Source organism: Arthrobacter sp. AB6, from assembly GCF_031844545.1.
Lineage (GTDB): Bacteria > Actinomycetota > Actinomycetes > Actinomycetales > Micrococcaceae > Arthrobacter.
Window position 1 is genome coordinate 60711 of the sequence record NZ_JAUZVL010000007.1, and the last position, 16464, is coordinate 77174.

Below are 16464 nucleotides of genomic sequence, written 5' to 3' on the forward strand. Positions count from 1 at the left end.
AACATCACGCCAAGGTTACCCGGGACGAAGGACAATGCCATGAAGCACCGCCTCGCCATCCTCGACGACTACCAGGGCGTGGCCCACGGTTTCGCCGACTGGGCTGCCCTGGAAGCCGAGGACGTTGCCACCATGACCTTCCGTGAACCCTTCGCCTCCCCGGAGGCCCTGGTGTCCGCGCTCGCGGATGTGACCATGGTGGTGGCCATGCGCGAGCGCACCGCCTTTCCGCGGGAGGTGCTTGAAAAACTTCCAAACCTCCAGCTCCTGGTGACCACCGGGATGGCGAATGCCTCCATTGATGTGGCCGCCGCCGCCGAGCAGGGCATCACCGTTTGCGGCACCCCGGGCTCGCCCGCCGCGGCCCCCGAACTGACGTGGGCCCTGCTGCTGGCCCTCGCCAGGAACCTGCCGGCCGAAGAGAACTCCGTGCGGGCAGGCTCCTGGCAGACCACGGTCGGCTTCGAACTGGCCGGCAAGACCCTGGGCGTGGTGGGCCTTGGCAAGATTGGCCGACGGATTGCGGCGTACGGGCAGGCCTTTGGGATGGAGGTCCTGGCCTGGAGCCAGAACCTGACGGCGGCGGCAGCGGAGGAGGCCGGTGCCCGTTTGGTGTCCAAGCAGGAACTCTTCCGCCTGGCGGACGTTGCCACGCTTCACCTGCGGCTCTCCGAACGCTCGGAAAACATCGTGGGCGAGCCGGAACTCCGGCTGCTGGGACCCGAGGGTGTCCTGGTGAACACCGCCCGGGGGCCCCTGGTCAACCAGGACGCCCTGCTGAAGGCCCTCGCCGAAGGCTGGATCCGCGGGGCGGCGCTGGATGTGTTCGACCAGGAACCGCTGCAGGCCGGGCACCCGCTCCTCGCGGCGCCCAACACCGTGCTGTCGCCGCATCTCGGCTACGTCACGCGGGAAAGCTACCGGCAGTTCTACGGCGGGGCTTTCGAGGACGTCACGGCCTGGCTGGCGGGCTCGCCCGTGCGCGTGATTTCCACCTGAAGCCAGTCTCTGCCGTGACCTCCGGGCGAGGGCTAAAGGGGAGGAATAAGCGTTCCAGCTGGCTACCCGGCTGCCTGAAGCGTTGCCTCGATCGCAGCCGGGGACAACACATGCTGCGTCACGAGCTGGCTTGCACCCAGGATGGCGGCCCGGTCACCTGCCCCGGACAGTGCGATCCTCAGGTGTGCTGTTGCCAGGGGCAGCGAGCGCCGGTACACCACTTCCCGCACCCCCGCCATGAGGTGCTCCCCGGCCTGGCCCAGGCTTCCGCCGATGACTATCACGGAGGGATTGAGCAGGTTCACCACGGTGGCCAGGACATCGCCCAGGTCCCGGCCGGCCTGGCGGAGTGCTTGGACCGCCTGCAGGTTCCCTTCTGCCACGAGCCGCAGCACGTCGCTGCCCTTTGCCGCGGGGATTCCCTGCCGGTCAAGTTCCGCTGCCACCGCCGGGCCTGACGCCAGGGCCTCCAGGCATCCGTAGTTGCCGCAGCGGCACAGCACATCGTCGCCGCGCGGGACCCGCACATGGCCCAGGTCGCCTGCCGTGCCGTTGGCGCCCCGCTGCAGCTGGCCGCTGCTGATGATGCCGGAGCCGATGCCGGTGGCCACCTTGATGAAGAGGAAATTCTCGTGCTCCGGCCAATGGGCAGTCCGCTCCCCGAGCGCCATGATGTTCACATCGTTGTCCACAAGAACGGACACGGGCAGCGAGCGCTGCACGTAGGAAACGACGTCGAACCCATCCCAGCCGGGCATGATGGGCGGCTTCATCGGCCGACCTGTGTCATGCTCCACCGGACCCGGCAGGCCGATCCCCACGCCGGCCACGTCAGCCACCGAGCGGCCCGCCGCGGCCAGCAGCGCGGCCCCCTCCGTGGCCACCCGGTCCAGCACAGCTTCCGGCCCGTCCGCCACATCCTGCACCAGGCGCCGTTCGGATAGGACATTACCGCCAAGGTCGGTGACAGCCACAATCACGTGGGTGGCCCCGACATCCACCGCCAGTACACAGCGCGCAGCCGGGTTGAAAGCAAATCGCGACGGCGGCCTTCCGCCGCTTGAGGTCGCCTCGCCGGCCGGACCGACGAGACCGGAAGAGATCAGGGCGTCGATCCGGGCGGCAATCGTGGACCGTGCCAGTCCGGTTGTCAGCGCCAGCTCGGCGCGGGTCCGGGCCTTGCCGTCGCGGAGCAGCTGAAACAGGTCGCCGGCCCGGGAATGACTGACAGTACCGTCAGTGCCGGTATCGGCTCCGGTGTTACTCCCGGGTTCTTTTCCGGCTGTGGGAATCATAAGTTAGTGATAGCACGAAGGCCTTATGCGTGTCACGCCCTGCAAAGAGCGCCGGTAACCACCCGACTTTTGCTTGACGAGCGGCAGAAGAACCCCTAGCTTGATGTGAGCGGTATCACCCCGACCACGAACGGTGGTGTTGCCGCCTCTAACCCCAACGATGAGGAGAGATAGTGTCATATTCGATCCAGCTCTACACGGTCCGAAAGGCCCTTGAAGGGGATCTCGCTGGAACCATCCGGCGCTTGGCCGAAGTCGGCTTCACCATGGTGGAGCCGTACCGCTTTGTCGCCAAAGCCGCCGAGCTCAAGAAGGCAATGGCGGAGAACAACGTCACCGCTCCGTCCGGCCACGCCCCGCTACTCAGCGATGACCAGGATGCCATTTTCGCCGCCGCTCAGCAGTTGGGTATCGGGACAGTCATCGACCCTCACGTTCCGATTGAGCGCTGGAACACCATTGAGGACATCAAGGAAACCGCGGAACAGCTCAACGCGGCTGCAGTCAAAGGCGCCAACTACGGGATTCGCGTCGGGTACCACAACCACTGGTGGGAAGTGAAGTCACTGATTGAAGGCAAGACTGCGTTGGAGCACCTCGCAGATAATTTGGCTCCCGAAGTAGTTCTGGAGCTGGACACCTACTGGGCAGCGGTGGGTGGCCAGAACCCGGTGGACTTGCTTGCCCGGCTCGGTGACCGAGTCAAGTTCATTCACATCAAGGACGGACCCGTCACGTCGGATCCGTCCACCCAACTCGCAGTCGGCCAGGGCCAGATGCCGATTTGGGACGTTCTGAATGCGGCCCATTCTCTGGAAGCCGGAGTAATCGAACTCGATGACTTCCAGGGCGACATGTTCGATGCCGTACAGGACAGCTACAACTACCTCACCGCAGGGAAGGTCTCCGCATGAGCCACGCAGCAGGACCGGCTTTCGGCCCGCTGGGTTCCGGCCCGGTCGGCGTCGGCATCATCGGCGCGGGTGTGATCAGCAAGCAATACCTGGACAACCTCACCAGCTTTCCGGACATACGCGTCGTTGCGATCGGCGACCTGTTTGAGGAGGCCGCTTCCACACGCGCCGCCGAGTACGGAGTTGCTCACCACGGCGGCATTGATGTCGTACTCGACAACCCCGACGTCGAGATCGTCATCAACCTGACGATCCCCGCAGCACATGTTGAAGTGGCAACTCAAGCTGTGAACGCCGGCAAGCACGTTTGGAGTGAAAAGCCGTTCTCACTGGACCGGGAAAGCGGTCTGGGCCTGCTGAAGGTGGCGGATGCCGCCGGTGTCCGCCTGGGATGCGCTCCGGATACCTTCCTTGGCGCCGGCCTGCAAACGGCCCGTCGGATGATTGAAAGGGGCGACATTGGCACACCGCTGACCGCTCTGACCTTGATGCAGTCCCCTGGCCCGGAATCTTGGCACCCTAACCCCGCGTTCCTCTTTCAGGACGGCGCCGGCCCATTGTTCGATATCGGACCCTACTACCTGACCACCCTCGTACAGACCTTCGGAAGTATCCGGCGGGTGGCGGCGTTCGGTTCCAAGTCCCGCGAAAAGCGTGTGATTGGCTCCGGCCCCAAGGCCGGGGAGGAATTCGATGTCACGGTCCCGACCCATGTCAGCTCCATTCTCGAATTCGAAGGTGGCGAATCGGCGCAGAGCATTTTCAGTTTCGACTCACCATTGAAGCGCGCCGGCTTTGTCGAGATCACCGGTTCCGATGCAACGATCGCGCTGCCTGACCCGAACAACTTCGACGGCGACATCCGGATCTGTGCGATCGGTTCCGAGGACTGGACCGTTGTCCCGTCGGTCGGTTCCACGGCCAGCCGCGGTGCCGGAGTGCTGGAAATGGCCCGCGCGATCCGCGAGGGGCGGCCGCATCGAGCACAAGGCGAGCTTGCGTTCCACGTGCTCGACACCATGGCTTCGATCTCCGAATCCATCGATAACCGCGCCTTTGTGGACGTGGAAAGCTCCGCAGACAAGGTCCCGGCACTGCCCGAAGACTGGGATCCAACGGCACCAACGCTCACTGCTTAGATTCATTCCTGCACTAGCCGCAGCTCGACGACGAGAAACCGGAACAATTATGAAAAATCCACTGAAAGTGCTGTCGGCGATTGCTGCAACCGCCGCCATGGCCCTCAGCTTGAGTGCCTGCGGCGGGGGCGGCAGCAGCCAAGCCTCCAGCGACACCATCACTTACTGGGCATCCGACCAGGGCAACAGCCTGGACGATACTGCCGCCAAACTAAAGCCTTCCCTGGACCGGTTCACCGAGAAGACCGGCGTCAAGGTTCAGCTGGAGGTCATTAGCTGGACCGACTTGTACAACCGTATCCTCACCGCAGTTACCAGCGGTGACGGCCCCGACGTTCTTAATATTGGCAACACGTGGGCTGTCACGCTGCAGGAGACGGGTGCCTTTGAACCCGTGGAAGGCGAATTCCTTGAGGCCGTCGGGGGCAAGGACCGCTTCCTCAAGACGAGCTGGTCGACGGGCGGTGCAGAGGGCAAAACTCCCACGTCGGTACCGCTCTACGGCCTGGCTTACAACATGTACTACAACACCAAATTGTTCAAAGAAGCAGGCATTGAAAAGGCGCCTACTACCTGGGACGAGTTTGTGGCCACTGCCAAGAAGCTCACCAAGGACACCAATGGTGATGGCAAGCCGGATCAATGGGGCTTCACCGCAGCCGGCGCCTCTGTATCCGCCAACTCACATCAGGCTTTCGTCCGGGGCTTGCAGAACGGAGGCTCCCTTTTCGACGACCAAGGAAAGCCAACCTTTGACAGCGATCCTCAGGTAGAGGGTGTAAAGCAGTTCGTGGACCTCATGGCCACGCATAAGGTGATGTCGCCTTCAGACGCTGAGATCAGCCAAGGAAGCCAGAAAGTGGACAACGTCATCAACGGCAAGGCTGCCATGATGTTCGACCAGAGCCCGCTGAAGAACTTCGCCGCACGCGACTTCAAGGACTGGGGAGTGGCACCAATCCCGATGATGACGGCTGGCGCCACCGGAAAAGTCGGTACGCAGAGCCACGTCGCCGGCATTAACCTCAGTGTCTTCAAGAACAGCGACAACAAGGCAAATGCCATCAAACTGGCCGCATTCCTGACCAGCGACGAAGAGCAGGTTGCCCTCAACAAGGCATACTCCTCCTTGCCTGTTGTCACCGCAGCGTCAAGCGATCAGGCATTCCAGACCGAAGAGGTCAAGGCGAAGAATGATGCCCTCGCTAACCACGCATTGCCCATGCCCTTGATCGCAAAGGAGGGTCAAATGGAGACGCTGACCGGCACGGCAATCAAGAACCTGTTTGCCAAGGCTGCCACCGGAACAGTTTCCGAAGACGACATCCGAGCGGCACTCAAAGACGCCAACAACCAGATGGCCGCGGCCCAGTAACCAGGCCCTGAGAGTGGGGGGGCGCCGCCAGGCTGCGGCGCCCCCTACTCCGGCAAAGGAGTATCCATGTCCCATTCAGCATTGGACAGCGGTTCCGCCGCTGCAGGCAGCACAGCTGCCGTTGATCCTGAGCCCGGCCAACCGAAGGCCGCCACCGCGCAGCAAGTACGCAAGCAGCGCCGCTCATTCCTCCCCTACGGCCTGATCCTCCCGGCCGCACTCCTTGAACTCCTGATCCACATCGGCCCGATGCTCCTCGGCATTTGGATTGCCTTCATCTCCCTGACGCAACTTAATCTTACGAACTGGCTCAATGCCCCCTTCGTGGGCTTGCAGAACTTCGTCAACGGCCTCAATCCCGAAAGCACCATTGGACAGGCGTTCTTCAGCACCGTTGGGCGAACATTGGGCTACACCATCCTTGTCGTCGGTTTCTCCTGGGTCTTGGGTATGGCGGGTGCAGTGTTTCTTTCATCCAACTTCAAGGGCAGGGCCCTCCTGCGGACCTTCTTCCTGGTCCCCTATGCACTGCCTGCCTACGTCGGAACTATCGCCTGGGCCTTCATGTTCAATCAGCGCGATGGAGCTGTGAACCAGATCCTGGTAGATACGTTCCATCTCTTCGGGGACGAGCGGCCGTTTTGGCTGCTCGGAGAGAACTCTTTCGGCGCCATGATCGTGGTCAATGTCTGGCAGCTCTGGCCCTTCGCCTTCCTCATGCTGATGGCGGCCCTCCAAAATGTCCCCAACGATGTGTACGAAGCAGCGGCAATTGATGGCGCCTCGCTATGGCAGCAATTCCGCACAATCACGTTGCCCATGGTCCGACCTGCCAACGGTGTGCTTCTGATGGTCATGTCCCTCTGGACCTTCAACCAGTTCAACATTCCCTTTGTCTTGTTCGGCGCCTCGTCTCCAAAGGAAGCCACACTCATTTCGCCACTGATTTATCAGAATTCGTTCGGCAGCTGGAACTTCGGACTGGGCGGCGCCATGAGCGTTCTGCTACTAATCGCACTGTTCATTGCCTCCGTTTTCTACATCCGCATGGTGCTGCCAAAGGGAGCCGACAATGATTGAGACCCGCAATTTCCGAATCCTTAGGAATGTTGTCCTGACCATCCTGTCCCTCTGGGTGGCCATACCCCTATACGTGGTGGTATCAACGTCGCTGAAACCACTCAAGGACGTCGCCGGCCTGTTCAAGTGGGTCCCCCGCGAAATCACGGCCTCCCCGTACCTGGACATCTGGACCACGGTGCCGCTGGCCAAGTACTTCCAGAACAGCCTCATCATCACGATTTGCGCCACCGCGTTTTCCGTTACGGTTGCCGTGTTGGCCGCCTACGCCATAGCCCGGCTGCAGTTTAAAGGAAAACGGGTCTTTAGCCTTACGGTACTGTCCACGCAGATGTTTCCCGGTATCCTTTTCCTGCTTCCGCTCTACTTGATCTTCACGCAGATCCGGAACATGACGGGGCTGCAGTTGCAGGGGTCCTATCTTGGGCTGATTATCACGTACATGACGTTTACCCTGCCCTTTGCCATATGGATGCTTAGCGGGTACTTTGCCTCCATCCCGAAAGAGCTTGAGGAAGCGTCGATGATCGATGGAACGGGCCGCATGGGCGCCCTGTTCCGAGTCATTCTGCCAGTCGCCAAACCGGGCATCATTGCAGTTGCGGTGTACTCCTTCATCTCAGCCTGGGGTGAGGTACTGTTCGCCTCTGTCCTGACCAATGAAGCAACCAAAACACTCTCCCTTGGGCTCAAGGCCTACGCCAGCGAATCCGACGTGTTTTGGAACCAACTCATGGCCGCCTCCGTGGTCGTCAGTCTGCCCGTCCTGATCGGGTTCATTTTGGTGCAGAAGCACCTGGTCGCGGGCCTATCCGCGGGCGCGGTCAAGTAGCACCGAGCATTACCGGAACGCGGGCCAGCCAAGCAAGGGCCGTTTTTACGGCCAGCCACAATAGCTTTAGGAGCAACACCATGAGGACGCCGCACACGCCACCGCTGTCGAAGGACAGCACCACCTTGGACGCCACCAGTCCGGGCAACCCTCCGCTGGGCGTGGCCATGATCGGCTACGCCTTCATGGGCAAGGCGCACTCCAATGCGTGGCGGAACGTCGCCAGCTACTTCGACGTCCCCGCGTTCGAGCAGAAGGTCCTGGTGGGCCGCGACGCCGCCGCGGTCTCGGAGGCTGCCGCCAAGTACGGATGGGCGGAAACGGCCACCGACTGGCGCACGGTCCTGGACCGGGACGACATCCACATCATCGACGTCTGCGCCCCGGGCTGGATGCACGCGGAAATCGCCATTGCCGCCCTGGATGCCGGCAAGCACGTCCTGCTGGAAAAGCCGCTGGCCAACACAATGGCCGAGGCTGAAGCAATGACGGCTGCCGCAGCACATGCCCGGTCCAAGGGCGTGCAGTCGATGGTCGGGTTCAACTACCGCAGGGTCCCGGCTCTCGCCCTGGCCAAGGAGCTCATCGCCGAGGGCAGGATCGGAACAGTCAGGCACGTCCGCGCCGCTTACCTGCAGGACTGGCTCGCGGATGACCAGGCGCCCATGTCCTGGCGGCTGAAGAAGGAAACCGCGGGCTCCGGCGCGCTCGGCGACATCGCCTCCCACGCGATCGACCAGGTCCTGTTCCTGCTCGATGACCGGGTCACGGAAGTCTCGGGCCGTGTGCACACCTTCGTCAACCGGCGCCCCAGCCCGCGAGGCCCTGCAAGCGGGCTTGAAGATGTGACAGTCGACGACGCCGCCTGGGCAACACTGTCCCTCGCCTCCGGAGCGATCGCCTCAGTGGAGGCATCCCGGGTGGCCACCGGCCGGAAAAACTCCCTCCAGCTCGAGGTTTTCGGCGACAAGGGAGCCCTCCGGTTCGACCTGGAAAACCTCAACGAACTCCAGTTCCTGGACGCCACCGCCCCCGCCCGGGAGCAGGGCTTCCGGAGGATCCTGGTCAGCGAGCCGGAGCACCCCTACGTGGATGCGTGGTGGCCGCAGGGCCACATCATCGGCTGGGAGCACACCTTCACGCACGAGGTCCGCGACTTCCTGCTGGCCGTCAGCTCCGGAACCGCGCCATCGCCGTCGTTCGACGACGGACTGGAAGTCCAGCGCATCCTGGACGCGGTGGAGCAATCCGCCGCCTCCAACAGCACCCTGGTCCAACTCTCCCCCGCCGCAACCCCGGCAGCCGGCACAGCCGGTACCACCGAAGGAGCCTGACATGCCCCGCCCGTTTACCCTGTTCACCGGCCAGTGGGCCGACCTGCCCTTCGAAGAGGTCGCCAAACTGGCGTCCGGCTGGGGCTATGACGGCCTGGAAATTGCCGTGTCCGGCGACCACCTGGACGCCTGGCGCTGGGACGAACCCGGCTACGTCGAGTCCAAACTCGAGATCCTGGACAAGTACAACCTCAAGGTGTGGGCCATTTCCAACCACCTCAAGGGCCAGGCCGTGTGCGATGACCCCATCGACTTCCGCCACCAGGACATCGTCGGAGCGAAGGTCTGGGGCGACGGCGATCCCGAAGGCGTCCGGCAGCGGGCCGCCGAGGAAATGAAGCACACCGCCAGGCTCGCCAAGGCACTGGGCGTGGACACCGTCGTCGGCTTCACCGGCTCCTCCATCTGGCAGTACGTGGCCATGTTCCCGCCCGTCCCGGAAAAAGTCATCGACGCCGGCTACCAGGACTTTGCCGACCGCTGGAACCCCATCCTGGACGTCTTCGACGAATGCGGCGTCCGTTTCGCCCACGAAGTCCACCCCTCCGAAATCGCCTACGACTACTGGACCACCGTCCGCACCCTCGAAGCGATCGGCCACCGCGAAGCGTTCGGCCTGAACTGGGACCCGTCCCACATGATGTGGCAGGGCATCGACCCCGTCTCCTTCATCTGGGACTTCAAGGACCGGATCTACCACGTGGACTGCAAGGACACCAAGCTCCGCCAGACCGGCCGGAACACCGTCCTGGGTTCCCACCTGCCCTGGGGCGATCCGCGCCGGGGCTGGGACTTCGTCTCCGCCGGACGCGGCGATGTCCCCTGGGAAGCGTCCTTCCGCGCCCTGTCCGCGATCGGCTACGACGGCCCCATCTCCGTGGAGTGGGAAGACGCAGGCATGGACCGCCTCCATGGTGCCCCCGAAGCCCTGGCTGCCCTCAAAAAGTTCGACTTCCCGCCGTCGAACACCTCCTTCGACGCCGCCTTCAAGCAATAGCTCCCAGGGGCGCGCACGTAGAATCCCTGCATGACCCACACCATCCGCCCTGCAACAACGGACGACGCCGAGGCGCTGGCAGCCCTGGCAGCCGTCACGTTTCCGCTGGCGTGCCCGCCGTCGACGTCGCCTGAAGACATTGCGTCGCATTTGGCGAACACCCTCAGCGAACGGCACTTCCGGACGTACCTCGGCGCCCCGGACGTCACGGTCCTGGTGATCGACGTGGAGGGTGCCCTCCGCGGGTACAGCCTCCTGCTGACCCGCCCCGCGGAGGACCCGGAGGTGTGCTCGGTGCTGACACTGACGCCGGCGGTGGAGCTTAGCAAGTGCTATGTGCATCCCGGGCACCACGGCCTGGGCCCCGCTGCGGAGCTGATGCGCGCGAGCCTCCAGGCCGCGGCCGGATCAGGCGCAGCCGGTGTGTGGCTCGGGGTCAACAGCCAGAACGCCCGCGCCATCCGGTTCTACGAAAAGTCAGGGTTCCGCAAGGTGGGAACCAGGTCGTTCCGGCTGGGACATATCGTGGAGCACGATTTCGTGCTGGAGCGAGCCCTCCCGTGACCGGCCTCCACCGCCTTCTTATGCGTACTCAGGCGGGTAGGCCAGGGGCGGGCGCGGTTCCGCCAGGAGCTTGAGGCCCGGCGGCAGCCCCTCCACGGTGCCGTGGGTCCCGGACGCCCTGATGTTGATCCGGGCGGTGTCCAGGAGCACGTTTTCGGCCCGGAACTCGCCCACCTCCTCCGGCAGGATCGGCGCCAGGTGCACTACCCCGTGCGTGAAAACGGGGTCGAAACGGAGCAGTGCCCGGACCAGCTGCACCGGCGCCGCCGCCGCCCATGCCTGCGGCGAGCAGGCGGTGGGGTACGCCACCGGCCCGAAGAACTCGCCCCGGTCAAAACCGCAGAACAGTTCGGGCAGCCTGCCGTCAAAATGCTCAGCGGCGTCGAAGATTCCGGTGGCCACCTTGCGTGCTTCCTCCACGAACCCGTAACGCATCAGCCCGGTGGCCACCAGGGCCGAATCATGCGGCCACACAGAACCATTGTGGTAGCTCACCGGGTTGTAGGCACCCATGTCCGATCCGAGGGTGCGGATCCCCCAGCCGGTGAACATCTGCGGGGACATCAGGTGCTCCACCACGGAGGCCGCCTTGTCCTCGTCCACGATGCCCATCCAAAGGCAGTGCCCCATGTTTGACGTACACGCGTCCACCGGCCGCTTGTCCTTATCCAGCGCCACGGCGAAATAGCCCTTGTCCGGCAGCCAGAACTTCTCGTTGAACGCGGTCTTCAAATCGGCGGCGCGTTCAGCCCAGTGCTGTTCCAGCGCACGGTCGCCGCTCCAGCGGGCCAGCAGGGACCGGCCCACATAGGCGGAGTAGACATAGGCCTGGACTTCACAGAGGGCAATGGGCGCCTCGGCCATGGTCCCGTCCGCGAAGTTGATGCCGTCCCAGGAATCCTTCCACCCCTGGTTGACGAGTCCATGGTCGTTGGGCCGGAGGTACTCCACAAACCCGTCACCGTCGCGGTCCCCGTACCGCTCGATCCATTCCAAAGCCCTGTCCACGTGGGGCACCAACGGCTGCACAATGTCCTTTGACTGCCCCCACCTGCTCAGCTCGCCAACAAGGGCTGCAAACAACGGGGTGGCGTCAGCGGTGCCGTAATAGGCGCTGCCCCCCAGCGCCAGCCCCGCGGTGACGCCCAACCTCACTTCGTGCGGGATGCGCCCCGGTTCCTCCTCGGAGTCCGTGTCCACTTTCGTCCCCTGGAGGCCAGCCAAGGTCTGCAACGTCCCGGCCGCCAGCTTAGGGTCCACCATCAGGCTCATGTAGGAGGAGAGGATGGAGTCGCGGCCGAACAGCGCCATGAACCAGGGGGCCCCGGCGGCAACGGCCACCCGTTCCGGGTGGTGCGGATCGAAGATCCGCAGGGACCCCAGGTCGCTTTGGCTGCGGTTCAACAGAGCCTGCAGGTTGGCGTCCGCAACGGTGATGAGCGGGACGTTCTGCTCCCAGTGCCGGTGCCGGCGGGCGCCTTCCCGGTGGTGCGGCAGCCCGTTCTCGGTGAAGGCGTCCGCCGGGGCCTGCCCGTTGATCAGGGGGACCACGATGATGCTGGTGGCCCATTTGCCGCGCGGCGGAATGGTGGCCCGGAAGCGGAGCCCGTCTGTGCTGACCGCGGCGCCGCGGGCACGGACAGCCGTTCCCCGCCGTTGGCCGTTCCGGGCGCTTTCGATTACGAGCTGGCCGTCGCGGACCGTGCGGGCGGCCTCAGCATGCTTGGACGTGCGGCCCACCTTGACGTCGAAAAGATCGTCCTGGTCTGCACCGACAAGGAGTTCGATGTCGCAATCCACAGCCTCCGCCGAGTAGTTCTCCAGCGTGATGTCGTCCTGCAGGCCGGGGCCGATGTGGCGGGTTTGGCGGACCACCAGCGGGCTGTCGAACCGGCCGTCCGGCCACTGGGCCCTCCCAACGAAGGTGGCTTCGAAGGGCTTGGGCCGCTGCGCCGCCAACGGTTCGCGCAAGGAGCCGTTAACCCGGAGGATCCAGTGGGAAATGATGCGCGTGTCCTGGTAGAAAGCACCGTTCGTGCCGGTATCTGAACTGATGTCCCCAGTGCCGGAAGAGATGCAGAACGAGGATCCTTCCAGCACCGTCACCGAACCTGATTCGGATGCGGCGGCCTCGGTGTCGGCGTTCCATGCAGTCAAGGGAAAGGGCTCCTTTGCTGGGAGGCGGACTTACCACGGTTCGGAAGACCGTCCCTTAAAGATTCTGGTGCAAACCAACCGCATCCGGAACCCCCGAGGGGGCCTCCCCTGCCAGCAGCTTCTCGAAGAGCCGGAGGTACTCGTTCACCATGCGTTCCTCGCTGAAGCGTTCCTCCACCGCCCTTCGGCACACCGCCCGGTCCAGGCCCGCAGCCATCTCCACGAAACCGGCCAGCTCGTCCGTTCGCCCCAGGTACCCGGTCCGTCCATGGTCGATGATTTCGGCTGCCGAGCCAACCGCAGTGCCGATCACCGGGGTTCCTGTAGCCAGCGCCTCAATCATCACCAGGCCGAAAGGCTCCGGCCATTGGATGGGGTTGAGGAAGGCGAACGCCTCACCCATCAGCCGGTACTTCGATGCATCGTCCACTTCCCCCACGAATTCCTCATTCGATCCGAGGACGGGTTCGATGGCATCACGGAAATAGCGGATCTCATCCGGCTCACGCATTTTGACGGCGATCCTGAGCGGTATTCCCGCCTCGCGGGCAATCATGACTGACTCCAGCAATCCCTTGTCCCGGGAGGCCCTGCCCACAAAGCAGAGATAGCCCCCACGGCCGGAGCCCATCGGCACGGAGGAAAGATCCATCCCGTGATGGATCACGCGGGTGATGGGCACGCCAGGTGCGTGCGAAGCCTGGTCACGGGAAATGGCGATGACCGCCGCCTTCCGCGCAATGGCACGGTAGATGTCCTGCGCTTGTGAATTGAGCGGGCCGTGAATGGTGGTCACCACAGGGGTCCGTTCCGGCCGCAGTAAATACAGGGGGCCGGCCATCGTGTGGTCGTGGATGATGTCCACGCCGTCCATTCCCGCATAGGCGCGCGCCACGTGGCTCAGTTCGGAGAGGGTGAAGTTCAGGTCCTCCGGAGCCGACGGCCGCATCCCCGGAACCCTCGGCACCGGGCAGGTGCTGTCAGATGGTGCCGCCAGCAGCACGTCATGCCCGGCAGCGGCAAAGCCCCTGGCCAGGCTGTCCACAACTCTTTCGGTTCCGCCGTATGTTGCAGGCGGCACCGAAATCCACGGTCCTGCAACCAGTCCTATCCGCATCCCTGACCTCCAGGATAATGACAGGCCGGGCTCCCCAGCGGGCCGGGCACCTTGTTCCGCGGAAACCGTCCGGCCCGCGGCGCTGGTTCGGGTTGACACCCCGAGGGGCCGTCTGCTCAACCCACAGTCTGACTATTGCCCGGAACCGGCCCGCAGACAAGACCCACTGTGCGGCAACTAACACCCGGGTCCGGAATGGCGGCCCGGAGTCCGCGGTTACCTCCAGCATGAAGATAGAGATCTGGTCCGATGTTGCCTGCCCGTGGTGCTTTATTGGCAAGCGGCGCTTCGAAGCTGCCCTTGCGGCCTTCCCGCACCGTGATTACGTGGACGTCACCTGGCGCAGCTACCAGCTGGACCCCACCCTTCCCGAGCACTATGACGGCACGGAACTCGAGTACCTGAGCTCCCGCAAGGGCATCCCCGCGGAGCAGGTCTCGGCGATGTTCGGCCACGTTGCCGGCCAGGCGAAGGCCGAGGGCCTGAATTACCGGTTCGACTCGGTGGTGGTGGCAAACAGCTTCACCGCGCACCGCCTGATCCACCTTGCCGCTGCCCACGGCAAGCAGGACGCTGCAAAGGAACGCCTGCTCAGCGACCACTTCGAGCATGGCAAGGACATCGGCAGCCGGCAGTACCTTGCGTCGCTCGGCGTCGGGCTCGGCATCGACCCCGACGCAGTGGATGAACTCTTCACCACGGACAAGTACGCGGACGCAGTCCGCTACGATTTTGAGGAGGGCCGGTCCCTGGGCATCAGCGGCGTCCCGTTCTTCGTGATCGACCGGAAGTACGGACTCTCCGGGGCACAACCCGCCGGGACCTTCACTGCCGCCTTGAACCAGGCATGGCAGGAAGCCAATCCCCTTGTCATGGTCAACTCCGGTGATGGGGAGGCCTGCGGACCGGACGGCTGCCCGGCCTAGGAAAGCGCAGCAGGAAGGGGCGGGGCGTTTACTGACACACGGCGGTAAAGTGTCTGTATGCCCAGGATTTCAGCGGCCACCAACGCCGAGCAGCGAGCGGACACCCAGCGGCGTATCCTTACGGCCTTCGGCGAACTCCTTTTTTCGCACGGGCTGCCCGGGCTGACCATGACGGACGTTGCACGGCACGCCGGGGTGGGCCGGACCGCCGTCTACAACTACTACGCGGACATCGAAGAACTGCTGATCTCCTACGCCCTGGATGAGACCGAAAAGTTCCTCTCCGAACTGCGTGACTCGTTGGGGCGCCTGGACAACCCCGTGGACAGGCTCGCGCTGTACGTCCGCGCGCAGGTGGTGGACCTCAGCCGCCGCCACCTCCCCCCGGGACCTGCCATGGGAGCCGTGCTCTCGCCGTCGTCCTTTGCCAAACTCGCCAACCACGTGGGCGAGCTGAGCATCCTGCTGCAGGGGATCCTGCGGGACGGAATGGAACAGGGCTACCTCCCAGTGGCGGACGTCAACCAGCAGGCACAGCTGATCCTGGGCACCCTGTCCTCCAGCGCGGCCCGGGGCAGCGATGAGCCCGCCGAACTGGAAGCCCGGGTGGCCAGGACGGTTCGCTTCATCCAGCTGGGCGCCGGGGCAAGGTTCGACGACGACGGCCGCCCCGTCCGGCTGGCCCCGCTTCCCGCCGTGGCGGGCTAAGCAGCACCGCAGTGGGCGGGCGGCTGGCCACGCGTCACGGAGTTGGCGCCGCCGACGGTATGACGGGCCATTTGTCGTCGTCGGCAATGCGCCGGCTTTCCCTCGGACAGCTCAGCTTCCCGGGTGTCTGGTCAACGAGCTCGGGCGGGGCCAGGGCGCTGTAGTTCTGGGAGAGGATCACGTCCACGCTTCCGTCTGTCCTGCTGTCCTGGAAATAGTCCGAACCCGGCAGGTTGCGCTGGACACTGAAGGCAGCGGCCTGGCCGGCGGCTCCGGAAACCACAGCCGCAATGCCACGGTAGCCGGCGTCGATGTTGGACACCGCCCCCACCACGAACTTCCGGGCCAGGAACTCATCCGCCACCGAGCGGGCCAGCCCGGGCCTGCTCGTGGAGTTATAGACGTTGAGGTTGATCTGGTCGTGGGGGGTGTAGTCGAAAGTGGCGGCGGGGCAGGTGGAGACGGCCTCCTCGGCCGGCGCTGCGGCGGGAAACTTCAGCCGTCCGTCGATGATGGCCAGCGCGGTAATGATGGCCGCCAGGATCAGGCCAATGAGAAGGACCAGGACAACCCCGTGCAGCGCCCGGCGGCGCACGCGCGCCGTATCGTCGGCCTCGCGGGCCGCTTCAAAGGTGGCCCGCAGCTCGGGGCCGGTGACAACGCGGTGGCCGTGGAGGACGCTGACGTCCTGCTGCTTCTTCCTAGCCATCTATCACCAGGACCCGCGCGTGGATTGCGGTGCGCTGGTGCAGGGCGGTGCGGACGGCGCGGTGCAGCCCGTCCTCCAGGTACAGGGTTCCCTGGTACTGCACCACGTGCGGGAACAGGTCACCGAAAAAGGTGGAGTCCTCGGCCAGCAGGGCTTCCAGGTCAAGGGTTCGCTTAGTGGTCACCAGCTCATCCAGCCGGACTGGCCGCGGCGGGAGCGAAGCCCAATCCTTGGGCGTCATGTAACCATGGTCGGGGTAAGGGCGGCCCTCGCCCACAGCTTTGAATATCACCTTGCCACACTAGGCATCCTGCACGT

Annotated in this window: 16 protein-coding genes; 11 read left to right on the forward strand and 5 right to left on the reverse strand. The window is 64.2% G+C overall.

Annotated features, from left to right (window positions below):
• The first annotated feature begins 39 nt into the window (after positions 1-39).
• Positions 40-999: a D-2-hydroxyacid dehydrogenase family protein gene (locus Q9R30_RS07725; protein WP_311217235.1), complete on the forward strand. Its 960-nt coding sequence runs from the start codon at positions 40-42 to the stop codon at positions 997-999.
• Between the two features lie 62 nt (positions 1000-1061).
• On the opposite strand, the gene Q9R30_RS07730 is transcribed toward Q9R30_RS07725, so the two are convergent.
• Entirely contained in the window at positions 1062-2294 is a 1233-nt protein-coding gene (locus tag Q9R30_RS07730; RefSeq protein WP_311217236.1) for an ROK family transcriptional regulator, read from the reverse strand.
• Between the two features lie 173 nt (positions 2295-2467).
• Here Q9R30_RS07730 and Q9R30_RS07735 point away from each other — a divergent pair, with 173 nt between their 5' ends.
• From Q9R30_RS07735 to Q9R30_RS07770, 8 genes are all read left to right on the forward strand, one after another.
• Positions 2468-3208 (forward strand): sugar phosphate isomerase/epimerase, encoded by a 741-nt coding sequence (locus Q9R30_RS07735; protein WP_311217237.1) that lies wholly within the window; start codon positions 2468-2470, stop codon positions 3206-3208.
• On the forward strand, positions 3205-4347 hold the full coding sequence (locus Q9R30_RS07740; protein WP_311217238.1) for a Gfo/Idh/MocA family oxidoreductase: 1143 nt from the start codon (positions 3205-3207) through the stop codon (positions 4345-4347). Before Q9R30_RS07735 ends, Q9R30_RS07740 begins: the two co-directional genes overlap by 4 nt.
• A gap of 49 nt (positions 4348-4396) precedes the next feature.
• A complete protein-coding gene (locus Q9R30_RS07745; RefSeq protein WP_311217239.1) occupies positions 4397-5722 on the forward strand; it encodes a sugar ABC transporter substrate-binding protein in 1326 nt (441 codons plus the stop codon).
• A 66-nt stretch (positions 5723-5788) separates the two neighbouring features.
• Entirely contained in the window at positions 5789-6802 is a 1014-nt protein-coding gene (locus tag Q9R30_RS07750; protein WP_311217240.1) for a sugar ABC transporter permease, read from the forward strand.
• A complete protein-coding gene (locus tag Q9R30_RS07755; RefSeq protein WP_311217241.1) occupies positions 6795-7634 on the forward strand; it encodes a carbohydrate ABC transporter permease in 840 nt (279 codons plus the stop codon). The genes Q9R30_RS07750 and Q9R30_RS07755 overlap by 8 nt, the downstream gene beginning before the upstream one ends.
• An 80-nt stretch (positions 7635-7714) precedes the next feature.
• A complete protein-coding gene (locus tag Q9R30_RS07760; protein ID WP_396136703.1) occupies positions 7715-8968 on the forward strand; it encodes a Gfo/Idh/MocA family protein in 1254 nt (417 codons plus the stop codon).
• A 1-nt stretch (position 8969) separates the two neighbouring features.
• Positions 8970-9965 (forward strand): sugar phosphate isomerase/epimerase, encoded by a 996-nt coding sequence (locus tag Q9R30_RS07765; protein WP_104996721.1) that lies wholly within the window; start codon positions 8970-8972, stop codon positions 9963-9965.
• A gap of 30 nt (positions 9966-9995) precedes the next feature.
• On the forward strand, positions 9996-10529 hold the full coding sequence (locus tag Q9R30_RS07770; protein WP_311217242.1) for a GNAT family N-acetyltransferase: 534 nt from the start codon (positions 9996-9998) through the stop codon (positions 10527-10529).
• Between the two features lie 18 nt (positions 10530-10547).
• Here Q9R30_RS07770 and Q9R30_RS07775 read toward each other — a convergent pair whose 3' ends face one another.
• Together Q9R30_RS07775 and Q9R30_RS07780 are read right to left on the reverse strand one after the other, a co-directional pair.
• Positions 10548-12686 carry a glycogen debranching N-terminal domain-containing protein gene (locus Q9R30_RS07775; protein WP_311217243.1) on the reverse strand — a complete coding sequence of 713 codons (2139 nt, stop codon included), beginning with the start codon at positions 12684-12686 and terminating at the stop codon, positions 10548-10550.
• 55 nt (positions 12687-12741) lie between these two features.
• Positions 12742-13803 carry a glycosyltransferase family 4 protein gene (locus Q9R30_RS07780; protein WP_311217244.1) on the reverse strand — a complete coding sequence of 354 codons (1062 nt, stop codon included), beginning with the start codon at positions 13801-13803 and terminating at the stop codon, positions 12742-12744.
• A 227-nt stretch (positions 13804-14030) separates the two neighbouring features.
• On the opposite strand from Q9R30_RS07780, the gene Q9R30_RS07785 reads away from it, so the two are divergent.
• Both Q9R30_RS07785 and Q9R30_RS07790 read left to right on the forward strand, forming a co-directional pair.
• The gene (locus Q9R30_RS07785; RefSeq protein WP_104996717.1) at positions 14031-14729 is read left to right on the forward strand and encodes a DsbA family oxidoreductase; all 699 of its coding nucleotides are present in this window, start codon (positions 14031-14033) and stop codon (positions 14727-14729) included.
• 57 nt (positions 14730-14786) lie between these two features.
• Positions 14787-15437 carry a TetR/AcrR family transcriptional regulator gene (locus Q9R30_RS07790; RefSeq protein WP_311217245.1) on the forward strand — a complete coding sequence of 217 codons (651 nt, stop codon included), beginning with the start codon at positions 14787-14789 and terminating at the stop codon, positions 15435-15437.
• 34 nt (positions 15438-15471) lie between these two features.
• On the opposite strand, the gene Q9R30_RS07795 is transcribed toward Q9R30_RS07790, so the two are convergent.
• Both Q9R30_RS07795 and Q9R30_RS07800 read right to left on the reverse strand, forming a co-directional pair.
• A complete protein-coding gene (locus tag Q9R30_RS07795; protein ID WP_104996715.1) occupies positions 15472-16146 on the reverse strand; it encodes a LytR C-terminal domain-containing protein in 675 nt (224 codons plus the stop codon).
• Entirely contained in the window at positions 16139-16438 is a 300-nt protein-coding gene (locus Q9R30_RS07800) for a type II toxin-antitoxin system VapB family antitoxin (RefSeq protein WP_199775313.1), read from the reverse strand. Before Q9R30_RS07800 ends, Q9R30_RS07795 begins: the two co-directional genes overlap by 8 nt.
• Positions 16439-16464 lie beyond the last annotated feature (26 nt).

Bases quoted from the DNA above. Each gene is read 5' to 3' on its own strand.
- Q9R30_RS07725 (WP_311217235.1), top strand. From the start codon at position 40: ATGAAGCACCGCCTCGCCATCCTCGACGACTACCAGGGCGTGGCCCAC.
- Q9R30_RS07730 (WP_311217236.1), bottom strand. From the start codon at position 2,294: ATGATTCCCACAGCCGGAAAAGAACCCGGGAGTAACACCGGAGCCGAT.
- Q9R30_RS07740 (WP_311217238.1), top strand. From the start codon at position 3,205: ATGAGCCACGCAGCAGGACCGGCTTTCGGCCCGCTGGGTTCCGGCCCG.
- Q9R30_RS07745 (WP_311217239.1), top strand. From the start codon at position 4,397: ATGAAAAATCCACTGAAAGTGCTGTCGGCGATTGCTGCAACCGCCGCC.
- Q9R30_RS07750 (WP_311217240.1), top strand. From the start codon at position 5,789: ATGTCCCATTCAGCATTGGACAGCGGTTCCGCCGCTGCAGGCAGCACA.
- Q9R30_RS07755 (WP_311217241.1), top strand. From the start codon at position 6,795: ATGATTGAGACCCGCAATTTCCGAATCCTTAGGAATGTTGTCCTGACC.
- Q9R30_RS07760 (WP_396136703.1), top strand. From the start codon at position 7,715: ATGAGGACGCCGCACACGCCACCGCTGTCGAAGGACAGCACCACCTTG.
- Q9R30_RS07765 (WP_104996721.1), top strand. From the start codon at position 8,970: ATGCCCCGCCCGTTTACCCTGTTCACCGGCCAGTGGGCCGACCTGCCC.
- Q9R30_RS07770 (WP_311217242.1), top strand. From the start codon at position 9,996: ATGACCCACACCATCCGCCCTGCAACAACGGACGACGCCGAGGCGCTG.
- Q9R30_RS07780 (WP_311217244.1), bottom strand. From the start codon at position 13,803: ATGCGGATAGGACTGGTTGCAGGACCGTGGATTTCGGTGCCGCCTGCA.
- Q9R30_RS07785 (WP_104996717.1), top strand. From the start codon at position 14,031: ATGAAGATAGAGATCTGGTCCGATGTTGCCTGCCCGTGGTGCTTTATT.
- Q9R30_RS07790 (WP_311217245.1), top strand. From the start codon at position 14,787: ATGCCCAGGATTTCAGCGGCCACCAACGCCGAGCAGCGAGCGGACACC.
- Q9R30_RS07795 (WP_104996715.1), bottom strand. From the start codon at position 16,146: ATGGCTAGGAAGAAGCAGCAGGACGTCAGCGTCCTCCACGGCCACCGC.